Raw genomic sequence first — 16,749 nt, 5'->3', positions numbered from 1 at the left:
GTGACGTGATTCACGCAGGCGTTATCGCAAAATGTTTAGGATAGCGGTCGTGCCAGTCTGACGACCACTACACTAAAAAAGGAAACGCCATGAGCACTTCACCTCGCTTCTCTTTGTCTGCATTTTTTACCTCCTGGGTTAACCATTTCCGTATTCCTCCGTACCACTCTCTGGCCGATGACGGAGCGACAAATGGTCACCATTCGTGATGTCGCCCGTCTGGCGGGCGTGTCTGTCGCCACTGTTTCCCGTGTTCTGAACAATCCGTCTATCGCCAGTAAAGAAGCCCGCGAACAGGTTTTGCAGGCCGTCGCCACGCTGGGATACCGGCCTAACGCCAACGCACAGGCGCTGGCAACGCAAACCAGCGACACCATCGGCGTGGTCGTGATGGACGTATCAGATCCCTTTTTTGGCGCGCTGGTGAAAGCGGTTGATACCGTCGCGCAGCAGCATCAGAAATACGTTCTGATAGGTAACAGCTATCACATTGCCGAAAAAGAAAGGCATGCCATTGAAGTCTTGATTCGCCAGCGCTGTAACGCGCTCATCGTGCATTCCAAGGCGCTTGGTGATGACGAGCTTTCTCGCTTTATGGATCAGGTTTCCGGCATGGTGCTGATTAACCGCGTTATTCCGGGCTACGAGCATCGCTGCGTGTGGCTCAATAACGTCAGCGGGGCAGAAATGGCCACGCGTCTGTTGCTGTCTCAGGGACATCAGCGCATCGGCTATATCGGCTCAAGCCACGGCATTGAAGATGATTTGCAGCGCTATCAGGGTTATTTACAGGCCATGACGCAGGCACATCATTCAGCCGTTGCTCCTCCCGCGGCCTGGCGCGCGCAAAGTTCGCCGGATTTGCAGGGCGGAGAGGCAGCGATGGTCGAACTCCTCGGGCGCAATCTGCATCTGAGCGCGGTCTTCACGTATAACGATTCGATGGCGGCGGGGGCGATGGCAGTGTTGAAAGAAAACGGAATTAACATTCCTGACGATTTCTCACTGGTAGGTTTTGACGATATTCCGATTGCCCGGTACACCAGCCCGAAAATGACGACGGTGCGTTACCCGATTGTCTCAATGGCGACGCTCGCCACCGAACTGGCATTAAAAGGTGCGGCAGAACAGTTAGCTACGGGCGTTTCGCATTGTTTTATGCCGACGCTGGTCAGACGCCATTCAGTGGCGCCGTGGCAAAATGTGGCACCCGTCACTTATTGATCAAATAACGCGATGTAACCGTTTTCAATCTGTGAGAACTTTCACAGTTTATTAACATCGCGGCCTTTATGATGCATTCGTTTTCAACATGATTCACTTTGTGTCCGGCATTACCGGACTGGTTTCACAGCGAGTCAGGACGTTATAAGTCAAGGATGGCAGGCACCCACAATCATGACGTGGAGCTGTACTGCTCCCGCAGGGATTTCCGGTGCCAAATTCTGTAACACCCTACATAACCGGAGATACAAATGAATAAAAAGGTTTTCACACTGGCTACTCTGGCTGCGAGCATGATGTTTGGTTTTGCCGCACACGCTGCTGATACTAAAATCGGTGTCACCATCTATAAATACGATGACAACTTCATGTCTGAAGTGCGCAAAGCCATCGAGAAAGATGCAAAAGCTTCTCCAGATGTGCAACTGCTGATGAATGACTCGCAAAACAGCCAGTCCACCCAGAACGACCAGGTTGACGTTATGCTGGCGAAAGGGGTTAAAGCCCTGGCCATTAACCTGGTTGACCCGGCTGCTGCCCCGGTCATTATTGAGAAAGCCCGCGGTGCTGGCATTCCTGTCGTTTTCTATAACAAAGAACCTTCCCGTAAAGATTTAGACAGCTACGACAAAGCGTATTACGTCGGGACTGACTCTAAAGAGTCTGGCGTTATTCAGGGTGAGCTGATCGCTAAACACTGGAAAGCGAACCCGGCCTGGGATTTGAACAAAGACGGCACCATCCAGTATGTGCTTATCAAAGGCGAACCTGGCCATCCGGATGCTGAAGCGCGTACCAAATACGTCATCAGCACTTTGAATGGTAAAGAAGGCCTGAAAACTGATCAGCTGCAACTTGATACAGCAATGTGGGATACCGCTCAGGCGAAAGACAAAATGGACGCCTGGCTGTCCGGTCCTAACGCTAACAAAATCGAAGTGGTTATCGCCAACAACGATGCAATGGCAATGGGCGCTGTAGAAGCACTGAAATCGCATAACAAATCCAGCATTCCGGTCTTCGGTGTGGATGCGTTACCAGAAGCGCTGGCACTGGTTAAATCTGGCGCGATGGCCGGTACTGTGCTCAACGATGCAAGCAACCAGGCTAAAGCAACATTTGAGCTGGCTAAAAATCTGGCTGAAGGTAAATCAGCAGCCGATGGCACCAACTGGAAAGTTGAAAATAAAGTCGTTCGTATTCCTTACGTGGCTGTAGATAAAGATAACCTGTCTACTTTCACCAAATAAGACAGACTTTTTAGCTTTACGCAGTAAGTATTAAGACTGACAGACAGCAATAAAGAAAAACAAAGCTAAGCAGTGGCAATTAATATTGCGGTTAAGCCGTAAAAAACAGTAAGTGTTATAAGACGTTAATGCTTGTCTGACAGGACGTCATGTCATAATGCAGCCGGCAGGTTCGCTTACCGGCTGCATTACTGACATCAGGTATTAATACATCCGTTTATTTTTATCTTTAGCCAGGTACAACTATGGCCGATATTTCGTTATCTGACACAAAAACAGAAAAGCCAGGTGAATTTCTGCTGGAAATGAGCGGCATTAATAAATCATTCCCAGGCGTTAAGGCGTTAGATAATGTGAATTTAAAAGTGCGTCCGCATTCCATCCATGCCTTAATGGGGGAAAATGGCGCGGGTAAATCCACATTATTAAAATGCCTTTTCGGAATTTACAGTAAAGACTCCGGTACGATTCTATTTCAGGGACAGGAAGTCAATTTTAAAAGCTCCAAAGAAGCGCTTGAACAAGGTGTGTCGATGGTACATCAGGAATTAAACCTGGTGTTACAGCGTACGGTCATGGACAACATGTGGCTGGGACGTTATCCGACTAAAGGCATTTTTGTCGATCAGGACAAAATGTACAAAGACACTAAAGCGATTTTTGATGAGCTGGATATTGATATCGACCCGCGTGACAAGGTCGGTAAATTGTCTGTTTCCCAGATGCAGATGATCGAAATCGCCAAGGCGTTTTCCTACAATGCCAAAATCGTCATTATGGATGAACCGACATCTTCCCTGACGGAAAAAGAAGTTAACCACCTGTTCACGATTATCCGTAAGCTGAAAGATCGCGGCTGCGGTATTGTGTATATCTCTCATAAGATGGAAGAAATTTTCCAGCTGTGTGATGAAATCACCATCCTGCGTGACGGCCAGTGGATTGCTACTCAGCCGCTGGAAGGCCTCGACATGGACAGAATCATTTCCATGATGGTAGGCCGTTCACTGAGTCAGCGCTTCCCGGATCGCCAGAACGTGCCGGGTGAAGTGATCCTTGAAGTGCGTAATCTGACCTCACTGCGTCAGCCTTCGATCCGTGATATTTCCTTTGATTTACACAAAGGAGAAATTCTCGGGATTGCCGGTCTGGTTGGTGCGAAACGTACAGATATCGTCGAGACATTATTTGGCATCCGTGAGAAAGTTTCCGGAACCATTAAACTGCACGGCAAAAAAATTAATAATCACAGCGCCAATGAAGCCATTAATCACGGGTTTGCGCTGGTGACTGAAGAGCGTCGTTCCACCGGTATTTATGCCTATCTGGATATCGGTTTTAACTCGCTGATTTCGAACATCCGTCAATATAAAAATAAAGCCGGATTGCTCGATACCACTCGCATGAAAAGTGATACCCAGTGGGTTATCGATTCCATGCGGGTGAAAACGCCAGGGCATAAAACCAGTATTGGCTCTTTGTCTGGCGGGAACCAGCAAAAAGTCATTATCGGGCGCTGGCTATTAACCAATCCTGAAATATTAATGCTGGATGAACCAACTCGCGGGATTGACGTTGGCGCTAAATTTGAAATTTACCAGTTAATCACCGAGTTGGCTAAAAAAGAGAAGGGGATCATTATTATCTCCTCTGAAATGCCTGAGTTGCTGGGTATTACTGACAGAATATTGGTTATGAGTAATGGACAGGTTGCGGGTATTGTTGAAACAAAAACGACTTCGCAGAACGAAATATTACGCCTGGCCTCCTTGCATCTCTAATTTTTAAGGGTTCTTATTATGAAAGCATTAAATAAGAAAAGCGTGCTCACTTATTTAAAAGAGGGCGGGATTTATGTGGTATTGCTGGTCTTACTGGCCATTATTATCATTCAGGATCCAAGCTTCCTCAGTCTGGTTAACCTGAGTAACATTCTTACGCAATCTTCTGTGCGCGTGATTATTGCGCTCGGCGTGGCGGGGCTGATTGTCACGCAGGGTACTGACTTGTCAGCCGGTCGTCAGGTCGGTTTAGCTGCGGTTGTCGCGGCAACCATGTTGCAGGCGATGGATAACGTCAACAAAGTCTTCCCGCATCTGGAAGTGGTGCCGATCCCGCTGGTTATCCTGACCGTGTGTATTGTTGGTGCGCTGATCGGTTTGCTTAACGGCATTATCATTGCTTATCTGAACGTAACGCCGTTTATCACCACGTTGGGTACCATGATTATCGTTTACGGGATTAACTCCCTGTATTACGACTATGTAGGCTCCTCACCGATTGCCGGTTTTGATCCGGGCTTTTCGAAGTTCGCACAGGGCTTTATCCACCTGGGCGGCCTGAAGCTTTCCTACATCACCTTCTACGCAGTCATTGCTATCGCCTTCGTCTGGGTGCTGTGGAACAAAACACGTTTTGGTAAGAACATCTTCGCCATCGGCGGCAACCCGGAAGCGGCGAAAGTTTCAGGCGTTAACGTACCGTTAAACCTGATCATGATTTATGCGCTGTCAGGTGTGTTCTATGCCTTCGGGGGGTTGCTGGAAGCAGGGCGTATCGGCAGTGCAACCAACAACCTCGGCTTTATGTATGAACTTGATGCTATCGCCGCCTGCGTGGTCGGCGGCGTGTCATTTGCCGGTGGTGTGGGTTCTGTGGCCGGGGTCGTAACTGGTGTGCTGATATTCACCGTCATCAACTACGGTCTGACCTATATCGGCGTTAACCCTTACTGGCAGTACATTATCAAAGGCAGCATCATCATCTTCGCGGTGGCGCTGGACTCTTTGAAATACGCCAAGAAGAAATAAATGATCGGGTTATAAAAGAGAAGGCCGCTTATGCGGCCTTTTTGCTGTCGTAAATTCGGTTCTTACTGCCTGAACGGATTTCTGCCCACCGGTTTCGGCGGTTCAGGCCGGGGTGCCGGTGCGGCATCCTCAGTTTCGGCCTGAGCGGCTTCATTGGCTTCCTGCTCAGCTTTCAGTTTTGCGGCTTCCTCTGCGGCGGCTTTGTCCGCAGCCGCTTTATCTGCTGCTGCCTTGTCGGCTGCGGCTTTGGCGATGGCGGCTTTCTTCTCGGCTTCCAGCTGCTGTTGCAGGGCCAGCACTTGTTCAGGTGTCACTGCCGGATAACCCTGTGCATCGTCGGGAATATTGTGCACCGCGGGAATGGGGATCAGCGGCCCGAGGAAGCGGGGTTCGCGTTTAAGCAGATACAAATCCGTCAGCGCGCCGAGGCGGGCGAAGATCTCGCGGCTGCGCACGCTGAGCATATTTTTCGGTGAAGGCACGGCAAAACACTGCGCCTGAATACCCATGTGCAGTGCGATAAACAACGCACGTTCACAATGGAAACGCTGGGTAATGATGATGAAATCGTTGGTGTCGAAAACTTTACGGGTGCGCACGATGGAGTCGAGCGTCCGGAACCCGGCATAGTCGAGCACGATGTCACTGGCTGGAATGCCGGCGGCGATCAGATCCCGGCGCATGGTGCTCGGTTCGTTGTAGCTTTGCTGTGCATTGTCGCCGCTCAGCAGCAGGTATTTCACTTTGCCGCTGTTGTAGGCGTTGATCGCGCCCTGAATGCGGTAAAGGTAATACTGATTGATGACGCCGGTACGGTAATACTTGGAAGTGCCCAGAACGACGCCAACCTGGCGGTGAGGCAGGGTCTGCACTTCGTCATAAATGTAAGGCTGGGTGCGCAGGCTTATCCACTGATCAAGCCCGATAGCGACCGCCAGCATCAGAATAACGATGCCGGTAACGCCAGCTATAAGTCGCTTAATCATAGGTATCCCTGTTTATGATCGGATTGAAATCGGATCCAAGGCTACTTTACCTGTTTAGGGGACGCAATACGTCGCACTCTGTATCCACCGGCATCGCGGGTTTTTTCAGCACTTTTCAGGCAATTACTTTCGAATCTGCGTAACGGGCTGCAATTTAGACGAAAAATAAGACCAATGCACAAGGCATTGGTCTGGATCATGGTCAGTCAGCTTATGACCTAAACGCTATCAGAATGAAGTGCGTTTATAACTGCGATATTGCGGTGCCCAGAAGTTGTGTTCAATCGCTTTCGACAGCGTATCTTCCGATGTCACCATCGCCACACCCTGTAACTGCGCGGCTTTACCCACTTCCAGCGCGATGCATTTGGACACGCCCTGAATATCATCGACGTCCGGCAGCAGCGAGCCTTTACCTTCGGTTGCCAGCGGTGAACATTCGGCCAGCGTCCGGCTAGCGGCCATCAGCATACCGTCAGTCACGCGCGTTGCGCCTGAGGCAATGACACCCAGACCGATGCCCGGGAAGATAAAGGAGTTGTTGCACTGGGCGATAGGGTAAAGCGTGCCTTTATGGCTTACCGGCGCAAACGGACTGCCGGTGGCGACCAGCGCCGCACCGTCCGTCCAGTTGAGGATATCGGCGGGTGTCGCTTCTACGCGTGATGTCGGGTTACTCAGCGGCATCACCACCGGACGCGCACAGTGTTTGTGCATTTCACGGATGATTTCTTCGGTGAACAGACCCGGCTGGCCGGAAACCCCGATAAGCACCGTCGGCTTGGCATGACGCACCACGTCCAGCAATGAAATGCTGTCGTTCGCCATGCCCCAGTTTGCCAGTGCGCTGCTTTTCTGCACCAGTTTGCTCTGGAAATCCAGCAGGTTAGGCAGTTTGTCGGTTAGCAGGCCGAAGCGGTCAACCATGAAGACTTTCGCACGGGCTTCTTCTTCACTCAGGCCTTCGGATTTCATCTGTGCAACAATTTGCTCTGCGATACCACACCCGGCAGAACCTGCACCGAGGAAGGCGACGGTCTGGTCACTCAGCTTACCGCCGGCGGCTTTGCTGGCAGCAATCAGGCTGCCCAGTGCCACGGACGCGGTGCCCTGAATATCATCGTTAAAGCAGCAAAGTTCGTCGCGGTAACGTTCGAGGATCGGCATGGCGTTCTTCTGCGCGAAATCTTCGAACTGCAACAGCACGTTCGGCCAGCGGATTTTTACCGCCTGAATGAACTGGTCGACAAAGGCTTCGTACTCTTCGCCGGTGATGCGCGGGTGACGCCAGCCCATGTACAGCGGATCGTTGAGCAGTTGCGGGTTGTTGGTGCCTGCATCCAGCACAACCGGCAGGGTATATGCCGGGCTGATGCCGCCGCACGCGGTATACAAAGACAATTTACCGATAGGAATGCCCATGCCGCCGATACCCTGATCGCCCAGGCCCAGAATACGTTCGCCGTCAGTCACCACGACCACTTTGACGTGTTGTTTGGTGGCGTTTTGCAGCATGTCGTCGATGTGCGCGCGGTTCGGATAAGAGATAAACAGGCCACGGGCGCGGCGGTAGATATCAGAGAAATGCTCGCAGGCTTCGCCGACGGTCGGAGTATAAATCACCGGCATCATTTCGCTGAGATGGCTGTCGAGAAGGCGGTAAAACAGTGTTTCGTTGGTGTCCTGAATATTACGCAGATAGATGTGTTTATCGATGTCAGTTTTGAAATTCTGGAACTGGCGGTAGGCGCGATCGGCCTGTTCTTCAATCGTTTCAACGGCTTCAGGCAACAGGCCGTGAAGGTTGAAATTGCTGCGCTCTTCTTCGGTAAAAGCGCTGCCTTTATTCAGTAACGGGAATTCTAACAGGATTGGGCCAGCGTGAGGGATGTACAGGGGACGTTTGCTTTCGTATTCAAGTTCCATCGTTTTACTCTTCCGGTGCTCAGAATGTTAATTTTTATAGTTTAGAGACGAAAGGGTAACAGAGAGGAAACGGGGAATTCAAATCAGACAATGTTATGTAACTAATGACTACAGGAACGTAGTCATTAGTGTTAGGTAGATCACGAAACCCGGTAGTTTCAGCAGTTCAGTGTGGTGACGTCTTCGCAGCCGATGGCTTTCAGCGTGGCGCGGGTGGCGTCATTTTGGGTGATCAATGCGCCTTCCTGTTCGACCAGCACGGCGCGACGGACTTTCAGGCAGTCTTCGCCGGACAGGTTCAGCAGGATTAATGCCGCCTGTAGCGGAGGCAGGCTTGGGTTGAAAGCGGCGTTTTCAGCGTAACGCCCGGCAAACTGTTTGCCGTTAAGCGTTTCCAGTGCCACGCCGCTGTGGGATTTGCTGTACGGTGCATGGCTCTGGTTGCAGGCATCCAGCGCATGCGCAGCCAGCGCATCGTGGGTTTTCAGCGTGTAACCGTGATCGACTTTATCCATCAGCAGCGTGGTGATATCCAGATCCTTCGGCCCGAACGAATGCGGCAGATAGTCGCCAAGCGTGGCGACATCGCGATCCGGCAGATGGATATCCAGCGCCGTGCCGCTGGTCAGTTCATTCATAAACTGACGGCAATGGCCGCAAGGCGTGTAATTGACGGTGATTGAGGCCAGACGCGTTTCGCCACGCAGCCAGGCGTGTGTGACCGCAGATTGTTCGGCATGAACGGTTTGCTGCATCGGCGCACCGGCAAATTCCATGTTGGCACCGAAATACAGATTACCGGAGATTCCGCGGGCAATTGCGCCCACGTTGAAATGCGAAATCGGCGTGACGGAACAGGCTGCTGCCAGCGGTAACAGGGCGAATGCCAGCGCGTCGTCATTCAATCCTGTCTCTTGTTTTATCTGTGCAACATCCGCCGCAGAGAACATTGCCGGAAAGTCGTCATGTCGCAGAAATGGCTCAAGCGCGGAGGATAAATTTTCAGTGAGTGCCGCAAAGGCGGTATGAAAACGTGCGTGCATAAACATTCGATCTCGACAGTGATTACGGTTGAACAGTGTAAAAGTCATTCCATGAATGTAGTGTGATGAATGTCACTTTTTCGATGTAATAAGTTCTGAGTCATTACATTTTTGAGAGATGTTACGCAGAACAGTCGCCTTTTTATTCCTTTCCCCAACATCATCCGGGTTGAATCCAGGTGGCAACTGAGTGAACCCCGGGAGCATACATCAGTATGTGACCGGGGTGAGTGACCCATCTGCCGGGAGCAGACTGGAACGCTGCTTTGAGCGGCTCCTTCAGGAGCGAGGCCCATGGATGGGCCGGGTAACGCGGCCAAGGCAGAGTCAGCTCGAAGGATGACGGGGAATCAGTGGGAAGGGAACCACTTGTCATTGATCTTCTGGAATTCGCCGTTGGCTTTAATACCTTCCAGCGCCGTATTCAGTTTCGCCAGCAGTTCCTTATTATCAGGACGCACTGCCATACCCACGCCGGTACCAAAGTATTGCGGATCTTTAATCAGTTCGCCGACTTCACCGAGATTCGGGTTGGATTTCAGCCAGCCATTCAGCACGGCGGTATCGCCCAACAGTCCGTCCAGACGACCACTTTTCAGATCCAGAATCGCATTCTGATAGCTGTCATACCCGACGGTGGTGATCTCAGGATGTTTTTCCATCAGGTATTTCTGGTGGGTAGTGCCGTTTTCAAGACCGACACGTTTGCCTTTCAGATCGGCGATGGAAGAGTATTTTCCTTTTGGCCCGATGATCATCGCGGTATTGGCGTAGTAAGGTCGGGTAAACGTGACCTGCTTGCTGCGCTCTTCGGTGATGTCCATGCCGGAAATAATCACATCGAAACGACGGAATTTAAGCGCCGGGATCAGACCGTCGAACGGCTGATTGGTAAAGGTGCAGGTTTCCTGCATCTGCTTACACAGCGCATTAGCCAGATCGATATCAAAACCGATAATCTGGTTATCAGCACCGATCGATTCAAACGGCGGATACGTAGCGGAAGTCCCGAAACGAAGGGTATCCGCAGCGGTGGCAGCAAAAGCAGTGGCAGACAAAAGGGCAGCGAGGATCAGCTTTTTCATGCAATACATTCCTGTTTAAAAAATGACATTCCCTTCACGGTACAGTTTACTGATTTTATTAATGTAATCGGGTAACTGGCAGGAAGTGAGACCGGTAATTAAATTGCCATCAAATGAATTTATATGCAATTAATTTGATTAAAAAATTATAAATCGGCGCGGGAACGGTTTTACAGGCACAAAAAAAGGGACGATTTCTCGTCCCTTCAGATATTTTCTGCTTAATCAGTTGCGGCGTTCAAATGCCAGCGCGCGGCGTTCAATCAGACGCATCATCAGGGTCAGCAATCCGTTGACGCACAGATAAACCACACCGGCTGCGCCGAAGACCATCACGTCATAAGTCCGGCCATACATCAGCTGGCTGTGGCCCATCACATCCATCAGCGTAATGGTGTAGGCCAGCGAGGTACTTTTAAAGACCAGCACCACTTCGTTGGAATACGACGACAGTGCGCGCTTAAACGCGTACGGCAGCAGAATGCGCAGGGTCTGCGGTTTGGACATGCCCAGTGCTTCGCAGGACTGCCACTGGCCGGAAGGAATAGCGCGAACCGCACCGGTAAAAAGCTGCGTGGTATACGCGGCACTGTTGAGCGCCAGCGCAAACATCGCACAAAGCCACGGCTGCGACAGCACTTCCCACAACCACGGGATTTCACGAATAGACGGAAACTGACCCGGCCCGTAATAAATCAGGAAGATTTGCACCAGCAGCGGCGTACCGGTAAACAGCGTGATATAGCCTTTCACAATCTGGCTGGCGACCGGCACTTTCAGCGTCAGAATCACGGTGAAAATCATCGCCAGCAGCAGCGCAACAATCAGCGCCGCCACGGTCAGTGTCAGGCTGGTGTGCAATCCTTTCAGGACTTCAGGTAGATATTCCCACATCAGGAAGCACTCCGTTCAAAGCGGGTGGTACGCAGTTCGATGCGCTTAATTACGAACTGGCTGAACAGGGTGACAATCAGATAAATGCAGGCCGCAATCACGTACCAGGTAAAAGGTTCTTGTGTCCGCGTGGCGATGCTTTTGGTTTGCAGCATCAAGTCATTCACGCTGATCAGCGACACCAGCGCGGTGTCTTTGAGCAGAACCAGCCACTGATTGCTCAGGCCCGGCAGCGCGTGACGCCACATTTGCGGCATGATCAGGCGGAAGAAAATCGCCGATTTTTTCATGCCCAGCACCTGACCGGATTCCCACTGGCCTTGAGGGACGGCTTTCAGCGCTCCTCGCAGTGTCTGCGAAGCATAAGCGGAATACAGCAGCGAAAGGGCGATGACACCACAGACAAACGGGCTGACTTCAAAGTTTTCGATGGGCAGCTTTATCGGCACTGAGAACAGGCCGAGGTTAAGGCTAAAGCCATCCGCGAGCACCATCAGCAATTGTGACGACCCGAAGTAGATGAACAGCACCACCAGAATTTCCGGCAGACCGCGCAGCACAGTGACCCACGCCGTACCGAGCCAGCTAAGTGGCTTCCACGGCGCAGATTCCCAAACTGCGAAGATCATCGCCAGAATCAGGCCGAGGACCAGCGCACAAACGGCAAGGCCGACGGTCATCCCGGCGGCGCTTGCTAAAGGTTGGAATTCAGTCATTGATAGGCAAACTTATTGCTGGAACCATTTTGAATACAGCGTCTTGTAAGTGCCGTCTGCTTTCACTTTTGCCAGAGCATCATTGAGTTTAGTCAGCAGTTCGGTGTTGTTCTGACGAACGGCAACACCCAGACCGGTACCGAAGTAAGTTGGATCAGTGATTTTGTCACCTACAGCGGCCAGATTTTTGTTCTGCTTCAGCCATTCGTTGACTACGGCGGTATCACCGAACACAGCGTCCAGACGACCATTTTTCAGATCCAGCACGGCATTTTGATAGCTGTCGTAAGGCACGGCAGTAATTTCCGGATGTTTATCCATCAGGAATTTCTGGTGAGTGGTGCCGTTTTGCATCCCGACGCGTTTGCCCTTCAGCGCCGCAACGTCAGCGAACTGGCCAGCGTGAGCGATGAAAATAGCGGAGTTATCATAGTAAGCGTTGGTGAAAGACACTTGTTTTTCACGTTCTGGCGTGATGTCCATACCGGAAATAACCGCATCAAAACGACGGAATTTCAGGCTTGGGATCAGACTGTCGAAGGCCTGGTTTGTGAATGTGCAGGTAGCCTGCATCTCTTTACACATGGCGTTGGCCAGATCGACATCGAAGCCCTGAATCTGATTGCTGGAGTCTACAAACTCAAACGGAGGATAAGACGCTTCCATCGCGAAACGGATGGTATCAGCAGCGCTGGCAGACAAACTGACGGTCGCCAGAACCGCGGCAATTACTAATTTTTTCATCGCTTACTCCGTAGAAAACATCAATCAATATGTTGATAGGAAACAGTTTTAGTGGGAAAGATAGCTCGCAAACTCTTTGGTTTTCGGCTGAGCGAAAATCGACGCGTCACCTTGTTCCACGATGCGGCCATTTTCCATGTACACCACGCGGCTGGCGGTTTTACGTGCCACTTCCACTTCGTGGGTCACAATCACCTGAGTAATCCCGGTGCCTGCCAGTTCGCGAATAATACTGACGATCTGGGCGGTAATTTCCGGGTCAAGCGCGGCGGTCGGTTCGTCAAACAACAAAACCTGAGGCTCCATCATCAGCGCACGGGCAATCGCCACACGCTGCTGCTGGCCACCGGAAAGGTGCAGCGGAAAACGATCGGCGTAATCGGTCAGGCGCAGACGGGTCAGCAATTTCTGGGCACGTTGCATCGCGACATCTTTTGTCAGACCCAGAACACGCATCGGGGCTTCCAGTAAGTTGTCGAGCACGGTGCGGTGCGGCCACAGATTGTATTGCTGGAAAACCATGCCGACGTTCTGACGCAGTTCGCGGATCGCTTTTTCATCCGGTTTGCGGGTGAAATCGAAGGTGTTACCGGCGATTTGCAGAGTGCCTGAACGGGGCATTTCCAGCAGGTTCAGAACACGTAACAGAGAGCTTTTACCTGCACCACTTGGACCCAGTAAAACGAGGGTTTCACCGGCAGGGCAGTCGAGCTGAATGTCAAAAAGCGCCTGATGCACGCCATAGAAGCAGTTGATGCTATTAAGTTGAATACTCATGCGCAAATAGTGAATAGCCATTGATGCCGCAGATGGTAACTTCCACAGCATAGTTATGCAACGATCACGGCTTAAAAATTATGTGTTGCCGCAGGAAGGCTAAAGTCTAGCACAACATATTGTTAACTATCTGTGACAGGGGTGTTGGTCAATGACGTTATTCATCACTGACCAACCGTTTTTGCGTGGTTTTTTTAGAAAGCCGGGCGCGTTACTGGTGTTCCAAAACCTGGCGTAATGTGCCGCTGGAAGCAAAATCAAGATTCGCCATGTAGCGGACATCATCGACTGTCCAGCATTTGCCTTCGCGCACCATTAACACTTCATCTTTCCAGCTCGTGGATGCGCCTTTGTCTTTCTCATGCGTGAAGGTTACGCGCAGAGGAATATTGCGGGCGTCGGTGTTTGGAATGGTCGATGCGCTGTCCACGGAGGCTGACGTCGGGCCATCAAACAGACTGGAGAAAATGTCGCCATCGCCTGAACCTGCACCGGCTTTCTCATTTGGCGAGGCCGCGATATCGACTTTTGGCTGCGACTGCGCTTTAAGCAGCGCCGCGTAAAGTGCGGTGCTCAGATAAGGCCGGTAAGCGGCGAGCTGGCCGGAGTTCGGGATCCCGCTGCCGCCCTGTTTGATACGAAAATCATAGAATTGTTGGGCGACGCTGTCGGGGCCACCGTCGATACATGGCGCGCTGCGGCTACCAATATCCTTATAGGCAGGGTCGACCGTGGTACAGGCATTTAACATCAATACCAGAGGGATGGCGGCGACAAGAATTTTCTTTTTCATCGTATTCCTTACTGAAAGATTGAACGTTTTCACCATGACTTTCTTAATCCTACAGTATAAAACCGATTTGGCTTAATGCATGGCACAGAGAAATGATACGTTCAGGCGGGATACATCGTTTATGCTATCCGGGTGCTTTTCTCCGACATGTGGACGACAACTGATAAGGAATACTCATGCAAATTTCAACGACTCCGACCCTGGAAGGTTTTACCATCGCGGAATATTGCGGTGTGGTCACAGGCGAAGCGATTTTAGGTGCGAACATTTTTCGTGATTTCTTCGCAGGCGTACGCGATATCGTCGGTGGCCGTTCCGGCGCGTATGAAAAAGAACTGCGTAAAGCGCGTGAGATTGCCTTTCGCGAGCTGGAAGAACAGGCGAAAGAACGCGGTGCTAACGCCGTGGTCGGCATTGATATCGATTATGAAACCGTGGGCAAAGACAGCAGCATGCTGATGGTGAGCGTCTCCGGTACGGCTGTTATTGTGCATCGCAAATGACGCGTTCGGGCATCAGAAGCGGCGTCATTGCTGCGCTTTTTCTGGCCCTGACGGGCTGTCAGAGCAGTGATCAGGCGAAAAATTTACCTTACCGGCTGGAAACCACGCGGCAGGCGCAGGGCATGGATCAGCGGGTGCGCTTTCTGGTCATCCACTACACGGCTGAAGATTTCCACAACGCATTAAATACGCTTACCGATGAACACGTCAGTGCGCATTACCTGATCCCGGCGCAACCGCCGCTTGAAAACGGCAAACCGGTCGCGTGGCAACTGGTGCCGGAAAACATGCGTGCCTGGCATGCGGGAGCCAGCGGCTGGCGCGGACGCACCAATCTGAACGATACGTCCATCGGTATTGAGCTGGAAAACAAAGGCTACAGCACGACGCTGCTGGGAAAAAAATTCTACCCGTTCCCGCCCGCGCAAATCGATTTGCTGGCTGAACTGAGCAAAGGCATTGTCGCGCGCTATCAGATTGAGCCGCGTAATGTGGTCGCTCACAGCGATATCGCACCGCAGCGTAAAGACGATCCGGGGCCTTTATTCCCGTGGCAACAGATGGCGGAGCGGGGGATTGGTGCCTGGCCGGATGCGGCGCGGGTCAGCCATTTTCTGGCGGGCAGAAATCCGCAGCAGCCGGTAGATCAGGCGCATCTTCTGAATTTGCTGAAACAGTACGGTTATACCGTGACGGAAAACATGACGCCTGAGCAGGCGCGCCGTGTGATTTCGGCGTTCCAGATGCATTTCAGGCAGAGTGATTATCGCGGGAATGCGGATGCGCAGTCAGAAGCCATTGTTCTGGCGCTGTTGCAGCAATTCCCGGATTCGAATAACTGAGTAAGCGGCTGACCCGGCGGTCAGTCGCGTTTCGGGCCGATGCCGTGCAGGCCCTGAAGTTTACCGTGGTCGCGCAGCCAGGTGGCGGTGCGGATAATTCCCTGATCCAGCGAAATCACCGGCACATATCCCAGCTCTTTCTGTGCGCGCTGTGTGTCGAGGGTGAGATCGAAATTCAGTTTCGCGACGCTGTAATGTGTCAGCACCGGTTCTTTGTGTGAGCTTTTGCTGATGCGTTCCATGCCGCGCGCCATCATATCCAGCAGCGGATAAGGCACGGAGCGGATGCGGTATTTGATGTCCAGACTTTCCATCAGCTGTTTCACCATGGTGCGCAGCGGGCGTGGTTGCTGATTGGTGATGTTAAACGCGCGCCCGGATTCTGTAGATTCGGACTGCGTCGCCAGCCACATCGCGTGAACCGCGTTTTCCACGTAGGTCATATCAACCAGCGCTTCGCCACCGCGCGGCAACATCAGCGTGCCGCCGTATTTCAGCATTTGCAGCAGACGGGGCAGCAACACGTTATCGTGCGGCCCGAACAAACCCTGCGGGCGTAAAATGGTGAAATGCGTTTGCGGGTTGGACATCGCCAGCGTGTGGATCACCTGTTCACCGGCGGCTTTGCTTCGGGCGAAGGAGTTGGCGAAACGGTGAGGGCGGAAGTCTTCCGGAATGTCGCGGTGATGATGGAAATCGAAATAAATCGCCGGTGACGAAATATGCACGAAATTTTCCACGCCGTACGCTGTAGACCATTCACCCAAACGACGCGTCGCGCGGACGTTTGCCAGTTCAAATTCCTGTTCGCTGCCCCACGGCGACATCAGCCCGGAACAGTGCCATACGGTATCGACATCGGCGAGCAAGGCTTTGGCCTGTGCCGATACCAGCGTGGTGAGATCGGCATGAATGAATTCCGCGCCCATTTTTTGCAAAAGTGAACCCATGGCGGCATTGCGACCCGTCGCCCGGACTTTAATCCCTTTATTTCGCAAAAACTCAACCGCATTGCGCCCTAAACCGCTGCTAGCGCCGGTAACCAAAACTCTCATAACTACTCTTCATCCTTCACGTTGCAGCGGTGTTCGCTGCTCTCATTCACCCGAATCACTGACTCCAGTCAGCTCATCGGGATTCATTCGTTTGCTGCCTT

The 16,749-nt window shown here is 51.9% G+C and carries 16 protein-coding genes; 6 read left to right on the top strand and 10 right to left on the bottom strand.

Annotated features, from left to right (window positions below):
- The first annotated feature begins 192 nt into the window (after nt 1–192).
- The 4 genes from galS to mglC all read left to right on the top strand — a co-directional run bounded on the left by galS (nt 193) and on the right by mglC (nt 5,284).
- Nucleotides 193–1,224 (top strand): HTH-type transcriptional regulator GalS, encoded by a 1,032-nt coding sequence (galS, locus tag GW579_RS06455; RefSeq protein ID WP_152324227.1) that lies wholly within the window; start codon nt 193–195, stop codon nt 1,222–1,224.
- A gap of 251 nt (nt 1,225–1,475) precedes the next feature.
- Entirely contained in the window at nt 1,476–2,474 is a 999-nt protein-coding gene (gene mglB, locus GW579_RS06450; RefSeq protein WP_120506976.1) for a galactose/glucose ABC transporter substrate-binding protein MglB, read from the top strand.
- Nucleotides 2,475–2,719: 245 nt separating this feature from the next.
- A complete protein-coding gene (mglA, locus tag GW579_RS06445) occupies nt 2,720–4,255 on the top strand; it encodes a galactose/methyl galactoside ABC transporter ATP-binding protein MglA (RefSeq protein WP_152324226.1) in 1,536 nt (511 codons plus the stop codon).
- A gap of 18 nt (nt 4,256–4,273) precedes the next feature.
- Nucleotides 4,274–5,284 (top strand): galactose/methyl galactoside ABC transporter permease MglC, encoded by a 1,011-nt coding sequence (mglC, locus tag GW579_RS06440; RefSeq protein WP_120163900.1) that lies wholly within the window; start codon nt 4,274–4,276, stop codon nt 5,282–5,284.
- A gap of 62 nt (nt 5,285–5,346) precedes the next feature.
- Here mglC and sanA read toward each other — a convergent pair whose 3' ends face one another.
- From sanA to GW579_RS06395, 9 genes are all read right to left on the bottom strand, one after another.
- Nucleotides 5,347–6,270 carry an outer membrane permeability protein SanA gene (gene sanA / locus GW579_RS06435; protein WP_165058131.1) on the bottom strand — a complete coding sequence of 308 codons (924 nt, stop codon included), beginning with the start codon at nt 6,268–6,270 and terminating at the stop codon, nt 5,347–5,349.
- A gap of 228 nt (nt 6,271–6,498) precedes the next feature.
- On the bottom strand, nt 6,499–8,196 hold the full coding sequence (locus tag GW579_RS06430) for an NAD-dependent malic enzyme (protein WP_152324224.1): 1,698 nt from the start codon (nt 8,194–8,196) through the stop codon (nt 6,499–6,501).
- A gap of 158 nt (nt 8,197–8,354) precedes the next feature.
- The gene (cdd, locus tag GW579_RS06425) at nt 8,355–9,239 is read right to left on the bottom strand and encodes a cytidine deaminase (RefSeq protein ID WP_152324223.1); all 885 of its coding nucleotides are present in this window, start codon (nt 9,237–9,239) and stop codon (nt 8,355–8,357) included.
- A 350-nt stretch (nt 9,240–9,589) separates the two neighbouring features.
- A complete protein-coding gene (locus GW579_RS06420; RefSeq protein ID WP_165058129.1) occupies nt 9,590–10,324 on the bottom strand; it encodes an arginine ABC transporter substrate-binding protein in 735 nt (244 codons plus the stop codon).
- Nucleotides 10,325–10,549: 225 nt separating this feature from the next.
- A complete protein-coding gene (gene artM, locus GW579_RS06415) occupies nt 10,550–11,218 on the bottom strand; it encodes an arginine ABC transporter permease ArtM (protein ID WP_013574752.1) in 669 nt (222 codons plus the stop codon).
- Entirely contained in the window at nt 11,218–11,934 is a 717-nt protein-coding gene (gene artQ / locus GW579_RS06410) for an arginine ABC transporter permease ArtQ (RefSeq protein ID WP_152324221.1), read from the bottom strand. The genes artM and artQ overlap by 1 nt, the downstream gene beginning before the upstream one ends.
- A 12-nt stretch (nt 11,935–11,946) precedes the next feature.
- Nucleotides 11,947–12,678: an arginine ABC transporter substrate-binding protein gene (gene artJ, locus GW579_RS06405; protein WP_101075960.1), complete on the bottom strand. Its 732-nt coding sequence runs from the start codon at nt 12,676–12,678 to the stop codon at nt 11,947–11,949.
- 48 nt (nt 12,679–12,726) lie between these two features.
- Nucleotides 12,727–13,455: an arginine ABC transporter ATP-binding protein ArtP gene (gene artP / locus GW579_RS06400; RefSeq protein WP_152324717.1), complete on the bottom strand. Its 729-nt coding sequence runs from the start codon at nt 13,453–13,455 to the stop codon at nt 12,727–12,729.
- 211 nt (nt 13,456–13,666) lie between these two features.
- A complete protein-coding gene (locus tag GW579_RS06395; protein WP_152324220.1) occupies nt 13,667–14,248 on the bottom strand; it encodes a lipoprotein in 582 nt (193 codons plus the stop codon).
- 176 nt (nt 14,249–14,424) lie between these two features.
- Between GW579_RS06395 and GW579_RS06390 the strand changes: the two genes are divergently transcribed.
- Both GW579_RS06390 and GW579_RS06385 read left to right on the top strand, forming a co-directional pair.
- On the top strand, nt 14,425–14,751 hold the full coding sequence (locus GW579_RS06390; protein ID WP_013574757.1) for a heavy metal-binding domain-containing protein: 327 nt from the start codon (nt 14,425–14,427) through the stop codon (nt 14,749–14,751).
- Nucleotides 14,748–15,593 (top strand): N-acetylmuramoyl-L-alanine amidase, encoded by an 846-nt coding sequence (locus GW579_RS06385; RefSeq protein WP_152324219.1) that lies wholly within the window; start codon nt 14,748–14,750, stop codon nt 15,591–15,593. Before GW579_RS06390 ends, GW579_RS06385 begins: the two co-directional genes overlap by 4 nt.
- 20 nt (nt 15,594–15,613) lie before the next feature.
- On the opposite strand, the gene GW579_RS06380 is transcribed toward GW579_RS06385, so the two are convergent.
- Entirely contained in the window at nt 15,614–16,648 is a 1,035-nt protein-coding gene (locus GW579_RS06380) for an NAD-dependent epimerase/dehydratase family protein (RefSeq protein WP_152324218.1), read from the bottom strand.
- Nucleotides 16,649–16,749: the final 101 nt, after the last annotated feature.

The sequence above is a fragment of the Rahnella contaminans genome (genome assembly GCF_011065485.1).
GTDB lineage: Bacteria > Pseudomonadota > Gammaproteobacteria > Enterobacterales > Enterobacteriaceae > Rahnella > Rahnella contaminans.
This window is presented reverse-complemented; position numbering and strand designations above follow the sequence as displayed.

Excerpts from the sequence above, each read along its gene's own strand:
- mglA (WP_152324226.1), top strand. The coding sequence starts at position 2,720 with ATGGCCGATATTTCGTTATCTGACACAAAAACAGAAAAGCCAGGTGAA.
- GW579_RS06385 (WP_152324219.1), top strand. The coding sequence starts at position 14,748 with ATGACGCGTTCGGGCATCAGAAGCGGCGTCATTGCTGCGCTTTTTCTG.
- GW579_RS06380 (WP_152324218.1), bottom strand. The coding sequence starts at position 16,648 with ATGAGAGTTTTGGTTACCGGCGCTAGCAGCGGTTTAGGGCGCAATGCG.
- artP (WP_152324717.1), bottom strand. The coding sequence starts at position 13,455 with ATGAGTATTCAACTTAATAGCATCAACTGCTTCTATGGCGTGCATCAG.
- sanA (WP_165058131.1), bottom strand. The coding sequence starts at position 6,270 with ATGATTAAGCGACTTATAGCTGGCGTTACCGGCATCGTTATTCTGATG.
- GW579_RS06395 (WP_152324220.1), bottom strand. The coding sequence starts at position 14,248 with ATGAAAAAGAAAATTCTTGTCGCCGCCATCCCTCTGGTATTGATGTTA.
- galS (WP_152324227.1), top strand. The coding sequence starts at position 193 with ATGGTCACCATTCGTGATGTCGCCCGTCTGGCGGGCGTGTCTGTCGCC.
- artQ (WP_152324221.1), bottom strand. The coding sequence starts at position 11,934 with ATGACTGAATTCCAACCTTTAGCAAGCGCCGCCGGGATGACCGTCGGC.
- cdd (WP_152324223.1), bottom strand. The coding sequence starts at position 9,239 with ATGCACGCACGTTTTCATACCGCCTTTGCGGCACTCACTGAAAATTTA.
- GW579_RS06420 (WP_165058129.1), bottom strand. The coding sequence starts at position 10,324 with ATGAAAAAGCTGATCCTCGCTGCCCTTTTGTCTGCCACTGCTTTTGCT.
- mglC (WP_120163900.1), top strand. The coding sequence starts at position 4,274 with ATGAAAGCATTAAATAAGAAAAGCGTGCTCACTTATTTAAAAGAGGGC.
- mglB (WP_120506976.1), top strand. The coding sequence starts at position 1,476 with ATGAATAAAAAGGTTTTCACACTGGCTACTCTGGCTGCGAGCATGATG.
- GW579_RS06390 (WP_013574757.1), top strand. The coding sequence starts at position 14,425 with ATGCAAATTTCAACGACTCCGACCCTGGAAGGTTTTACCATCGCGGAA.
- artJ (WP_101075960.1), bottom strand. The coding sequence starts at position 12,678 with ATGAAAAAATTAGTAATTGCCGCGGTTCTGGCGACCGTCAGTTTGTCT.
- GW579_RS06430 (WP_152324224.1), bottom strand. The coding sequence starts at position 8,196 with ATGGAACTTGAATACGAAAGCAAACGTCCCCTGTACATCCCTCACGCT.
- artM (WP_013574752.1), bottom strand. The coding sequence starts at position 11,218 with ATGTGGGAATATCTACCTGAAGTCCTGAAAGGATTGCACACCAGCCTG.